At 68.0% G+C, this 12087-nt stretch carries 11 protein-coding genes, 1 tRNA gene and 1 pseudogene; 7 read left to right on the plus strand and 6 right to left on the minus strand.

Features of this window, described 5'->3' with window-relative positions; all coding sequences use genetic code 11:
• Positions 1–39: 39 nt before the first annotated feature.
• Both DDE10_RS16305 and DDE10_RS16310 read right to left on the minus strand, forming a co-directional pair.
• Positions 40–1434: a hypothetical protein gene (locus DDE10_RS16305; RefSeq protein ID WP_114953843.1), complete on the minus strand. Its 1395-nt coding sequence runs from the start codon at positions 1432–1434 to the stop codon at positions 40–42.
• Positions 1431–2870, minus strand: a complete 1440-nt coding sequence (locus DDE10_RS16310; protein WP_114953844.1) for a hypothetical protein — start codon at positions 2868–2870, stop codon at positions 1431–1433. Before DDE10_RS16310 ends, DDE10_RS16305 begins: the two co-directional genes overlap by 4 nt.
• A 77-nt stretch (positions 2871–2947) precedes the next feature.
• On the opposite strand from DDE10_RS16310, the gene DDE10_RS16315 reads away from it, so the two are divergent.
• The gene (locus tag DDE10_RS16315) at positions 2948–4963 is read left to right on the plus strand and encodes a sulfatase-like hydrolase/transferase (protein ID WP_114953845.1); all 2016 of its coding nucleotides are present in this window, start codon (positions 2948–2950) and stop codon (positions 4961–4963) included.
• Positions 4964–5082: 119 nt separating this feature from the next.
• On the opposite strand, the gene DDE10_RS16320 is transcribed toward DDE10_RS16315, so the two are convergent.
• Positions 5083–5289, minus strand: coding sequence for a hypothetical protein (locus DDE10_RS16320; protein WP_114953846.1), 207 nt, complete (start codon positions 5287–5289; stop codon positions 5083–5085).
• 122 nt (positions 5290–5411) lie between these two features.
• On the opposite strand from DDE10_RS16320, the gene dapB reads away from it, so the two are divergent.
• From dapB to DDE10_RS16350, 6 genes are all read left to right on the plus strand, one after another.
• Positions 5412–6170, plus strand: a complete 759-nt coding sequence (gene dapB / locus DDE10_RS16325) for a 4-hydroxy-tetrahydrodipicolinate reductase (protein WP_114953847.1) — start codon at positions 5412–5414, stop codon at positions 6168–6170.
• Entirely contained in the window at positions 6167–7513 is a 1347-nt protein-coding gene (locus DDE10_RS16330; protein ID WP_114953848.1) for an APC family permease, read from the plus strand. Before dapB ends, DDE10_RS16330 begins: the two co-directional genes overlap by 4 nt.
• Entirely contained in the window at positions 7510–8571 is a 1062-nt protein-coding gene (locus DDE10_RS16335; RefSeq protein WP_114953849.1) for a pyridoxal phosphate-dependent aminotransferase, read from the plus strand. The genes DDE10_RS16330 and DDE10_RS16335 overlap by 4 nt, the downstream gene beginning before the upstream one ends.
• Complete coding sequence (gene nth, locus DDE10_RS16340) at positions 8568–9308, plus strand: endonuclease III (RefSeq protein ID WP_114953850.1); 741 nt, start codon at positions 8568–8570, stop codon at positions 9306–9308. The genes DDE10_RS16335 and nth overlap by 4 nt, the downstream gene beginning before the upstream one ends.
• Before the next feature lie 69 nt (positions 9309–9377).
• Positions 9378–9767 (plus strand): hypothetical protein, encoded by a 390-nt coding sequence (locus DDE10_RS16345; protein WP_114953851.1) that lies wholly within the window; start codon positions 9378–9380, stop codon positions 9765–9767.
• 51 nt (positions 9768–9818) lie between these two features.
• A tRNA-Arg gene (locus DDE10_RS16350) sits at positions 9819–9895 on the plus strand.
• Between the two features lie 378 nt (positions 9896–10273).
• Here the strand turns inward: DDE10_RS16350 and DDE10_RS23530 are convergent.
• The 3 genes and pseudogenes from DDE10_RS23530 to DDE10_RS16360 form a co-directional block, all read right to left on the minus strand.
• Positions 10274–10771, minus strand: coding sequence for a hypothetical protein (locus tag DDE10_RS23530; protein ID WP_162806676.1), 498 nt, complete (start codon positions 10769–10771; stop codon positions 10274–10276).
• 29 nt (positions 10772–10800) lie between these two features.
• Positions 10801–11184 (minus strand): SHOCT domain-containing protein, encoded by a 384-nt coding sequence (locus DDE10_RS16355; RefSeq protein WP_114953852.1) that lies wholly within the window; start codon positions 11182–11184, stop codon positions 10801–10803.
• A 268-nt stretch (positions 11185–11452) separates the two neighbouring features.
• Positions 11453–11995, minus strand: a pseudogene (locus DDE10_RS16360) (IS5 family transposase); the annotation flags it as partial.
• Positions 11996–12087: the final 92 nt, after the last annotated feature.

A 12087-nucleotide genomic window follows, 5' to 3' on the forward strand; every position in this document is an offset into this window, starting at 1 on the left:
TCGACGTCGGCGGATGCTCGGCGGCGCGCGACGCGCCGTTCACGCCCCGTCCGCCGCCGCATCGGCGATTCCGGCCTCCTGGTCCTCGGTGACTTCCACGTCGATCATCCATTCTTGTCCCGGACGGGCGTTCTCGAGAAGGACGCCGTTGCGGAGAAGGTTGATGACGCTTGCCTTGACGTACCAACGACCCTTGCGGACCGAGAAGAGCTCCATTCCGGTCACGGAGGCGTCGGCATCGCCGAGCAGCGCCGACGCCGCCTCCCAGCCGGCCACGGTCTCGTCGTAGCGGTAAGGATCGATCAGGCGAAAATCGGCCCAGTCGGCAAAGGCCGGAGCTCCCCGGACGAATCCCGCCTGCACCAGTTCTTCCGCGAGGCGTCGCGCGCGGGCCAGCGCTTCGTCCAGATCGAGCAGTCGGTCCTGCGGGCTGAAGCTGAGGGCGGAGATGCGCTGCGGCGCGTCATCGCTGCGCACATACCAGCTCAGGTCCGAAACTCGCCCCAGGTCGCGGTCGAGATCGCCGAGGCGCAGGCGGAGCTCAACCACGCCGTCGGCATGGCCGTTGCCGTCATAGTCGCTGAACGCAAGCGTCGATGCCGCGCGCGTCGCCGCGATCGGTTCGCCGGGCGCGAAGGCCATGCGGCCGATCGAAGGCTCTCCGCCCGTGAGGGAATGGAGTGGCACCGGGCCGATCGGGACGGCCAGCTCGGTTCCGCCGGCATCGGGAATGCTCATTTCGGTCATGGCGACTTGGGCATCGTCCGTCGCCCGGTCGGCCTCCGCCACATCGACCCGGCGATGGCTGAGCGTCATCCCGCGCCATTCGAAAGCGATCGCGTCGCCGTCGAGATGCGCCGGAACCGAGCGGAAATCGACCCGCGAAAGATCGTTCCAGGCGATCCGGAAGCTCAGAACATTGGCTGCGCCCATCTCGACCGGAATGCGCGAGGACCAGAAATCGTAGGTCTCGCTTCCGACTCTGAGCGCGACCAGCGGCCGATCCGGCGTCGAAGTCACGCGCCGGCGGATGCGCTCCATCGGCTGCCGCTCGACCGATCCGTCGGCATAGTGCGCCTCGATCTCGAGCATGCGGGCGGCCTCGAGCGAATCCCCTTCGAGGGCGACGGCGACGCCATCCCGCTCGTCACGGCTGGTGTCCGTCAGCTCGACGAGCGGCGGGACGCGCTCGGGCTCGGTAGTCAGCAGGACGGTGTCCCCATCGACACGGGTCCACCGGCCGTCCGAGCTCAGGCTCAGCGCGCCGACGTCGAAGCCCCATTCGAACCGTCCGTCGGGCGCGAGCCGGAGGCGCGACGACGTCTCCATCCTCTCGCTGAGATAATAGCCGGAGGTTCGATCGGGCGGCGCCGGCGCGGGCGCCGGCTGGGCCGCGGCCAGGGCCAGGGCCATCAATCCGAAGACTCCGATCATGCCGCTCCCTCCTGGCGCCATGGCCGCCAGCGGTGGCCGAGCGCGGAGCCGATGACGGCCCCGCCGGCGCCATCGGCCATCCCGGCCCTGAACATCAGCACCCGCACGACCCATTCCCGTCCGGGAGTCGTCGCCATGGCGCTCGTCCGGCCCGCATCTTCGACCCTGACTTCGACTGTCCAGGCGCCGTCGCTCATCGTGAAGAGATGCATGGCGGCGAGCCCCGGTTCGTCCGCGGACAGCCAGCTTTCCGCCTCCGTCCAGTCGGACGCCTCCTCGTCGAAGCGGGCGGGATCGATCGGCTGGAATGAAGCCGTGCCCTCTTCGCGGCTACCGGCGGGGGCGAAGCTCGCGCGGGCAAGCCATTGCTGCAACATCCGTGCCCGCAAGAGGGTCTCGCCGAGCGACAGCATCCGATCCTGCGGACTGAAGGCCAGAGACGCGACCTGCAGGCCATCGCCCGCGCCGGCGAGATGCCAGGAAAGAGCGGATACGCGACCGAAATCGTACGCCTGCCCGGCGGTGATCAGGCGCAGCTCGGCGACGCCCGCTGCGGACGCGCCGCCCTCCTCTTCGCCGAGCACGAGCGTGGATCCTCGGCGCGTCGCGTCGAGCGGCTCGTCGAGCCGGACAAGGAGCGCGCCGACCGCGGGCTCGTCGCCGGAAAGCACCCATGGCTCCGACAGTGCCTCACCAGGCACGTCCGCCGGCGCGAAGGCATCCAGGCAGGCCACGTCGGCACCATTGTCGTCGGCGGCGGGCGGAGCGCGATCATAGGGTATGGCATAGCCCCACCAGTGGATCGTCAGCCGGCCATCGCGCACGTCGCCCGCTTGAGAGCCGAATGCGGCTTGGGCGAAATTGGCCGGGACGACACGGAGGCCGAGGACATTGTCGCCGTCCCGGGTCACCTCGATCGGCCAGGAGCGGTAGGTGAAGGCGTCGCTGACGAGGCGCACCGCGACGAGCGGGCGCTGCGGCGACGAGGGCAGGCGGACCTGGAAATCGCGAAACCGGAAGCGTTCGTGATAGCCGTCCGGATATTCGGCCTCGACGCCGAGATGGGACGTGGCTTCGCGCGAGTCCGGCTCCAGCGATACCAGCACGCCTTCGCCGCCGTCGCGGCTCGATTGGGCCAGCTGGACTTCGGGGCTGCCGACCGCTTCTTCGTTGGTGAGATCGAGGCGGTCAGGTCCGTCGCGGCACCAGCGCCCCCGCGCGGACAGGTCGAGCTCGCGCGTGGCGAAGTTCCACAAGAAGGTCCCGTCCGGCTTCAGCTCGATTGCTGACGTCCATCCAAGCGACGGCGGGGCATCGCTGAAATCGGCAACATAGCGGCCGGCGAAGCCGCGCGGACCGGACGGTTCGGCCGGATTCTGCGCCTCCGCGCGAGCGCCGAGCAGCGCCAGGGCAGCCAGCATGACGGCAGATCGCATCCCTCCCTCCCCGATCCGGCATAGCATGAACGAGGCGGCGACACCGAGTCTTAAGCAGTGGCCGCTAGAGGGGGCGCATGCAGGCCGAGCTCGCCTCCGAGCGCCCCAAGATGTGGATGCGCCCTACCTGGGCGGGCGCGACGCGCATGTCTCTGCCGGCGGTCGTGCTCGCCACCCTGCTGTTCGAGCTAGCCATGGCCGAGCGCAAATATGGTCTGTTCGGCGGCGGCTTCGGTCAGTCGCGGGCGCTCGATACGCCGCTCGAGATCGGGGCCTTCCTCGCCGCCCTGCTCGCCTGCCACAGCCTGCTGTTCTTCCTGCTCTACCGGCTGATCCGGCGGCTCCACGGCCGACGCGCCGACAGCCCGCTCGTTCCCTTCAATTTCGCCTGCTTCGCCGGGCTCGGTGCGATCGGGGCCGTCGTCGCGAAATATCAGGCCTTGTCCTATTTCAGCGATGCGATGAGTTTCCAGATCGTCCGCAATCTCGGCGGCGGAAGCCTCGCGGACGCGTTGCTGTTCAGCCTCAGCGAGGCCGGGCTCATCCTGATCGGCGCCGGCGGCTTCGTCCTGGTCTATATCGGCCTTCTGCTGCTCCTGCGCCGGCGCTGGCAGGACCTGGCGCCCCTGCCGGACCACCCCCGGCTGAACGGCCGCGCACTGGCTGCGGCCCTGATCGCGGTGCCGCTCCTGCTGTTCGCCGCCAATCGCGCCGGCGATGCGCGCTCGGCGCTGGCCCGGTTCAACAGCGTCGTCGCCATCGGCACGGTCGGCCATTATCTGACCGACTGGGACCGGGACGGATGGAGCTATTACAGCTTCCCGATCGACCGGCAGCCCTTCGACGGCAGCCGCCATCCTTATGCCCTCGACGTCCCGGGCAACGGCATCGACGAGGACGGATTCGCTGGAGACCTGGTAATCGGCGGGGCCGGGCCGGTGGAGGCGCCGGCGCCGTCGCCGGCGATCATCGACGGGCGCAAGCGCCACGTCGTGCTCATCGTCCTCGAAAGCACCCGAGCCGATGCGATCGGCCGCCGGATCGACGGCCGGGCCGTCGCGCCGACGCTGGAGAGCCTCGCCCGGCGCGGCACCGCCGCGAGCGAGGCCTATAGTCACGTCGGATTCACCACCCAGTCGCTCCAGAGCCTGTTCACCGGCCGGCTTTCGCCGGCCGACGACCGCCAGTCGCTGGTCCGCGACTTCCTCGCCAACGGCTACGAGGTCGGCATCTTCTCGGGCCAGTCGGAGGATTTCGGCGGGATCGCGGAGGTGACCGGGATGCGCCGCGGCGCGATCTTCGTCGACGCCAATACGTTGCGCGAGGAACGCGCCTTCAGCTTCGCGGCCGAAGGCTCCCTCCACGTCGACGGCAGGATCCTGCTTCGCGAGTTCGACCGTCGGCTGGGGCGGCCGCAGGCCTGGACGCGCCCGCATTTCCTCTATTTCAACTTCCAGTCGGCCCATTTCCCTTATGCCTTCCCCGGCATGGACCAGACCATAGCGGGAGAGCCGATCCCGCGATCCGAGATCAACGAAGCCAATCGCGACTGGGTGGCGCGGACCTACTGGAACGCGATCGCCTATAATGACCGGCTGATCGCTGCCCTGCTCGACCGCCTCGAGCGATTGGGCGTGCTCGACGACACGCTGATCGTCGTTACCGCCGATCATGGCGAGTCGCTGTTCGACGACGGCTTCCTCGGCCATGGCCATGCGCTGAACGGCCAGCAGACCCGCATCCCGTTCATTCTCAGCGAACCGGGAATGGCACTACCGGCGACCGTGGGGCTGGCCGACATGCGCGCGCTGATCCTGCGCGCCGCCGGTGCGACCGGCGTGCCGGCTCCGGCATCAGCGGGCGTGTTCCAGTATCTCGGCGAGCTCGACCGTCCGGGCATGATCGGTCGGGTGACGCGAGGCGGCGACTGGATCCGCTTCGACCTGTTCGAGGAGGCGGTATGGACCAGCCGCTCGGGCCGCTGGACTCCCTATCGGGCGCTGGACGGTGCCGAGAAGGATGAAGCGGACGCGCTCATTGACGCCTGGGCGCGGGAGCGCTGGCTGCGCCACCGTGAGGCCGCGAGCCGCTGACCTGCCCGACGATCGCGAAGTTCACGACGGGGACGCTTTTGAGGCAGGCCTTTCGTAGGAAAGGGCGGGATGTCCTCGCATCGGCTCGCGATACGCAGAACAACCCGCCCCGACCGAAATCAGCTGCCGCCGCCGCCCGGGGCAGGCGTGTCGATGGAGACGTCGGCGTCGATCTTCTCGGTGCCGCCGCCGCCGATCAGCCCGCGGCCGAACAGGAGGAAGAGGACGACGAGGATGGCGATCAGCAGGACGACGGCGAGCAGCGTGCCCCCGCCCCTGCCGCCGCTGTCGGTGGTGATGATGGTTTCTCTTTCGCGCTCGGCCATGATGCAAGACTCCGTGGCTTCGTTCCGGGTCCTCAACGCCGGGTGGGTGCGCCTGTTCCTCCCGGCGGCGCTTGCGGCGGCGCGCCGGGTCGATCATGGAGACCGGGAAAGGAGCGTCCGCCATGGCACGGATCGGCATTTTGGGCTGCTCGGGACGGATGGCCCGGGCGATCTCGGCGCTGCTCCAGACCAGCGCCGACGCACGGATCGGCGGCTGCCTCGGCCGCGGCGAGGATCCCGCGCCCTTCGCCGCCGCCTGCGACGTCCTCGCCGACTTCACCGCCCCTGACGCGCTCGCGCGGCATCTCGACGCTGCCGTCGCGGCCGGCACGCCGATCGTGATCGGGACGACCGGCCTCACCGCGGAGCATCATGCGGCGATCGACCGCGCGGCGCGCAAGATCGCGGTGCTGCAGTCGGCGAACATGTCACTGGGGGTGAACCTGCTCGCCTTCCTGGTGAAGGAGACGGCGGCGCGGCTCGGCGACGATTGGGACGTCGAGATCCTCGAGATGCATCATCGCGCCAAGGTCGATGCGCCTTCGGGCACGGCCCTCCTGCTCGGCGAGGCGGCCGCGCAGGGGCGAGGCGTGGCCCTGGCGGAGGTCGGCGAACGCGGCCGCGACGGGATGACGGGCCCGCGCCGGAGCGGCTATATCGGCTTCGCGTCGTTGCGCGGCGGATCGGTCGCCGGCGACCATCAGGTGATCTTCGCGACGGACGGCGAGCGGCTCGAGCTCGGCCATCGCGCCGAGAGCCGGGAGATCTTCGCGCGCGGCGCGATCCGCGCCGCCTTGTGGCTGTGCGACCGGCCGCACGGCCGCTACGACATGGCCGACATGCTCGGCCTCGGCGAACGCCGCGGAGCCGCGGCCGAATGACGACGGACGAAGCGGCGTCGCCGCCGCGCAAGCTGGTCCGACGGCTGAACCTGTTCGACGCCACGATGATCGTCATGGGCGGGATCATCGGCGCCGGCATCTTCGTCAATCCGGCCGAGGTGGCGCGGCACGTCGAAGCGCCGGCCTTGGTCGTCGGCGCCTGGCTGATCGGCGGCGCCATCGCGATGGTCGGCGCCTTGGTCTATGCCGAGCTCGCCGCGCGCCGGCCCGAGACCGGGGGGCAATATGCGTATCTGCGCGACGCCTGGGGGCCCCTGCCCGCCTTCCTCTACGGCTGGTCGCTGCTGCTCGTCATCCAGTCGGGCGGCATGGCCGCGGTCGCCATCACCTTCGCGCGCTACGCCAACATCCTCACCGGGCTGACCCTGCCGGACGGCCTCGTCGCCTCCGCCGCGCTGGCGCTGCTGACCGCGATCAACTGCCTCGGCGTGCGGACCGGAAGCAACGTCCAGAGCCTGCTGATGCTGCTCAAGATCGGTGCGATCGCTTTGCTCGTGCTGGCAGGCTGGCTGATCGCGCCCGCCTTCGCGGCGCCCGCCTCGCCAGCCGCGGCGCCGGCGGCCGGCGGAGGCGGCGCGATCGGTCTCTTCGCCGCTCTGACCCCGGTGATGTTCGCTTATGGCGGGTGGCAGACGTCGAGCTTCATCGCCGGCGAGATGCGCGACCCCGAGCGTGACCTGTCGCGCGGCCTGCTGCTCGGCGTCGCCGGCGTCGTCCTTCTCTATGCCGCCGTCGCCTTCGTCTGCGTGCGTGTACTGGGCGTCGCCGGGCTGGCATCGAGCGAGACTCCGGCCTCCGCGGTGATGCGCGCCGCTCTGGGCGAACACGGGGCGACCCTGATCGCGCTGGGCATCGCGATCTCGGCGCTCGGCTTCCTCAGCCAGGGCATGCTGACGACGCCGCGAGTCTATTTCGCCATGGCCGAGGACCGGCTGTTCTTCCGCCGAGTCGGCCAGGTTTCGCCCCGCACCCACGCGCCCATCTTCGCCATCCTTCTCCAGGGCGCGGCGGCGATCGCCATCGCCTTGTCGGGCACTTACGGGCAGATCCTCGCCTACGTCGTGTCGGTCGATTTCCTGTGGTTCGGGCTGACCGGCGCCGCCTTGTTCGTGTTCAGGCATCGCCGCCCTTCGAGCGGCGGCTTCCGGGTTCCGCTTCATCCGCTGAGCACCGGCCTGTTCGTCGCCGCCTGCTTCCTGATCGTCGTCGCGACGGTCTGGCACGCGCCGGCGAACAGCGCCGTCGGCTTCCTCATCCTGCTCGCCGGCGTTCCAGTCTGCCTCATGTGGCTGCGCCGGCGGCAGCGGGACGGCCAGGCATGACTCGGCTGCGCCGATCCGACTACATGCACTGGGCGAAGAACCAGCCCCCGGTGCGCTACAATCTCGCTTCGAGCGAGGTGGCGCATCCGAGCCTCGACGGCCTGCCGATCCGGATCGCCGACCTCGAGCTCGATGGGGCCAGCCGCCACCGTTACCCGCCTCTGCGCCAGGCGATCGCCGACAAGGAAGGGGTGCCGCCGGAATGCGTGGTCATGGCGAACGGCACGTCGATGGCGAACATGCTGGCGCTCGCCGCCCTGGTCGATCCCGGCGACGAGCTGCTCGTCGAGACTCCCGTCTACGAGCCGATGGTCGCCACCGCCCGCTTCCTCGGAGCGGAGATCAGGCGGTTCGAGCGGCGGCACGAGGACGGCTTCCGTCTCGATCCCGCGGCGGTGGCGGCGGCGACGACGCCGCGCACCCGCCTCATCCTGATCACCAACCTCCACAACCCCTCGGGTGCCTATGCCGACGAGGCGACCCTGGCGGAGATCGGCGCGCTCGGGCCGCATATTCTCGTCGACGAGGTCTATCGCGACGCGGTGCCGGGATCCCGGTCGGCGCTTCATCTCGGCCCCCGCTTCGTCGTCACCAACAGCCTCACCAAGGTCTACGGCCTCAGCGGGCTGCGCTGCGGCTGGATCCTGGCCGAGCCGGAAGTTGCCGAGCGTATGTGGCGGCTGAACGAGCTGTTCGGAGTCGCCCAGCCGCACGCCGACGAGCGCCTCGCCTGCATCGCGCTGTCCCATCTCTACAGCCTGGCCGCCGGCACGCCGGCCTTGCTCGAGCGCAACCGGGCGACCGTGGCGGAGTTCATCGCCGGCCGGCCCGAGATCGACTGGACGCCCACGCGCCACGGCATCACGATCTTCCCCCGGCTGGCGAAAGGGGATGTCGATTCCCTTCACGCCCGCCTCCTCGCCCATCACGACACTTCGATCGTGCCCGGCCGATGGTTCGAGCGTCCCGACCATTTCCGCCTGGGCCTCGGCGCGCCCACTCCCCTGCTGCAAGCCGGCCTCGAACGGCTCGGCCTGGCCCTGGACGAAACAACATGAAGAAAGCCGACATCGCCGAATTCTACCGCCGCCTCGCCGATCGCATTCCCGATCCCGAGACCGAGCTCGATTTCGTCAACGATTACACGCTGCTGGTCGCGGTGGTGCTGTCGGCGCAGGCGACCGATGCCGGCGTCAACCTCGCCACCCGCGATCTGTTCGCCCAGGTGACGACTCCGGAGCAGATGCTGGCGCTGGGCGAGGAGGGGCTCAAGCAGCACATCAAGACGATCGGACTGTTCAACACCAAGGCGAAGAACGTCATCGCCTTGTCGCGCGCGCTGATCGAGCAGCATGGCGGCGAAGTGCCGCGCGACCGCGACGCGCTGCAGGCCCTTCCGGGCGTCGGGCGCAAGACCGCCAATGTCGTGATGAACTGCGCCTTCGGGGCCGAGACCTTCGCGGTCGACACTCATGTCTTCAGGGTTGCCAACCGTACCGGCCTCGCGCCCGGCAAGAACGTCGATCAGGTCGAGGCGAAGCTCGACGCGTCGACGCCGCAACCTTATCGCCGTCACGCCCATCACTGGCTGATCCTGCACGGTCGCTATGTCTGCAAGGCGCGCCGGCCGGAATGCTGGCGCTGCGTCGTCCGGGACTTGTGCCGCTTCCGGCCGAAGACGCCCGCGCCCGGCAGCGACGAGGAAGCGCAGGCGCTGGCGGCGCGGCGGACGGCAGCGCGGGCGCCGGCGAAGCGCAAGGTCGCGCCGCGAAGCGCGAAACAGGGTCCGGCCTAGGGGGTTTCCGACGGCGTTGGCCGCTAAAATCTGCTATGAGGAATCCTCCCTGAGAGTCGGAATGCTGCCATGAAGCACCTGGCCGTCATCCTCGCATTGCTGACGCCGGCCTGCATGACCGAGGAGGGCCAGACGCCGCGCCAGGCTGCCAACCAGCGGGCTCTCGTCGAGGCGCGGCCGGTCGGGGAGGCGCAGGACTGCGTCCAGATCAACCGCATCCGCACCACCCGCGTGCGGGACGCCCAGACCATCGATTTCGAGATGATCGACGGCAGCATCCTGCGCAACCGGCTGCCGTTCGCCTGTCCGGGACTTCGCTTCGAGGAGCGGTTCAGCTACCGGACCTCGCTCCCAAGGCTGTGCTCGGTCGACACGATCACCGTCCTGCAGAGCGACGGCCGCCGCGGCGCGAGCTGCGGTCTCGGGCAGTTCCAGCCAGTCGAACTCCCCCGCAGATAAAGGCTGGCCCCCTTGCCGACCCTTTGCTAAGCGCCCATCTCGCTGGCCCAGGCACCCGTAGCTCAGCTGGATAGAGCGCTGCCCTCCGAAGGCAGAGGCCACAGGTTCGAATCCTGTCGGGTGCGCCATCTTTTCAAAGACTTAGCTGGCAGCCGGATTTAGCGTACGTAGAACGTACGGAAAAGATTCTGGCGCAGACTCCCTCATCCTGAAAAGTTCGAGTGCGCCCGCCTGCCACTGCTTCGACTAAGGCCTCGATGAAATCAGGCACACTGCTCTGACTGAGCCTCGACCCTTTCTCAACAATGTATGCGTCCCTGCGGGAGAACGCCCGAGGCTTGAGCTGTCACAAGCCGTCCCAAGGGAGGCTGTAGCCGATGGGCTAACCCCTCTGACCACGATCGTCACCGGTAGAGGCCGCGCTCGGCTGCCAGGTTGCAGAGAACTATCGGAGGCCGTGGACCATCGTCAGGTCGCCGCTGGCAAATGGCGTCGCCGCCAGCTGGCTACCGCCGACACCCCATACCAGCCCGACCGACTGCTACCATCTCAATTCGCACGTCGCGAAGGGCGGCCACGACTTCCGGCGGTGGGTTTCCTACGCAGTTAAACAGATCCAGACGGTCAGGGCTCCACTCGTCCGGATCGATGCCGTTGGCTCGCCGAATGGCCATTCCCCAAAGGTAGAATGGGTTTTGCTCATAAGGGCGCTCTCGGCCGGTTTCGCCGCTGACGGTCGAGTAGGCAACTTCGACCAGCATCTGCGCGCGCCCTCCAGCTGTTATTAAAGTGATTGGCGGATCGTAGGCATTGCCGCAGCTGGCCAGGCAGTCGGCTTCGTAGTTGTTGGTCTCGTCTGCGAGGTCACCAAAGGTCGTCGTTGGGGTGATCGGCTCCCCGTGAGGCGCAGGATGGCAATCGGCCGCGACCGGTGCCGAATAGCCGGTAACCTCTGTGCTTTGGACCGTATAGAAGACCGAGCAGCCGCCGATCCGATAGGTCATCGAATCCGGGCTGCGCTCGCGTGGTGGCCCTAGGCGTCTTCCAAATACGCCGGATTCATGCCGACGATCTCGGTTGACGTCGCCCATGCGAACGAGCCTTCGCGGGTGGTTGGCCGGTTGGCCGGCGCACCGGCGACCGGAGCTGCAGCAATGGCGTTATCCGATGATGACAGCATTTCGTTGGATTCCGCCACGCCGTCAGCGATGGGCCGCATGCACCAAGCCAAGAGCGTCAATACGACGACGATGACGCCCACGGACGCTGCCCATATTCTCCAGTCGAGCCGCTTAGATGTCGAGACTGTCGGTACGCTCTCGATCAGCTTGGCCTTTTGCGCCTGGAATTCTTCCTCGCTAAGTGCGCCCGCCTCCCGCAGGCGGTTCAATCGCTCAAGCCCTTCGATTGTGTCCATGTAAGCCCCCGTTTGCCTCTGTAAACCGCGTCTGGAACACCTTGCCAAGTGGGTGCGGAAGCAAATCAGTGGGCCGTGCACTACGACAATTGCAGGTCCCACTCGGAGCTAGGAGGGCAGATACCCGCCAAGATCTCCAGCCAATCGTCACGGGGTACCCTCTGCTAAGTCGTCCGTGACATCGCCGGCTGAAAGCGCATGCGCTACGCGTGGCATTTTGAAGATTGAGCGCACTTGGAAGGGCAGCTGTGCGCAGCCGGCACTCGAGCTAGGTCGTAGACTCATAAGCCCGGAGCCACAGCCGCATTGAGGCGAGCTGGACCATGGCGAGGAAGTTAGCGGCCAGCTTGTCGTATCGGGGTGGCGACGCGGCGGAAGTGCTTCAGCTTGGAGAAGAACCGTTCGATGAGGTTGCGCTCGCGGTAGAGCCGCTTGCTGAAGCACGGCTTCCAGCGCCGGTTGCTCTTGGGCGGGATGTTGGGCGTGGCGCCCTGGTCCTGGATCAGTTCACGGATGCGGTCAGCGTCGTAAGCCTTGTCAGCCAGCACGATGGTGTGCGGGCCGAGGTGGTCGAGCAGCGCGTCGGCGATCTGTCCGTCGTGCGCCTGTCCGGCGGTCAGGCCCAGCCGGATCGGGAGGCCCTGCGCGTCGACAACGACGTGGATCTTGGTCGTGAGCCCGCCGCGTGATCGACCGAGACAGTGATCGGCACCCCCCTTTTTGCCGTCGCAGCCTGCTGGTGGGCGCGAACGGATGTGCTGTCGATCATCTGGATGTCGCCCTCATGCGCGGCGGTGATGGCGTCCATTAGAGCATGATCATGCTTATGTGAATCCGGTTGGGATTCCCAAGCGGTTCGGTTCGTGATTCAAGATGCTGGCTGGGAGGAGGTCAGCATTCGAT

It is taken from the genome of Sphingosinicella terrae (assembly GCF_003347635.1).
In the GTDB taxonomy this organism is placed as follows: Bacteria; Pseudomonadota; Alphaproteobacteria; order Sphingomonadales; family Sphingomonadaceae; genus Allosphingosinicella; species Allosphingosinicella terrae.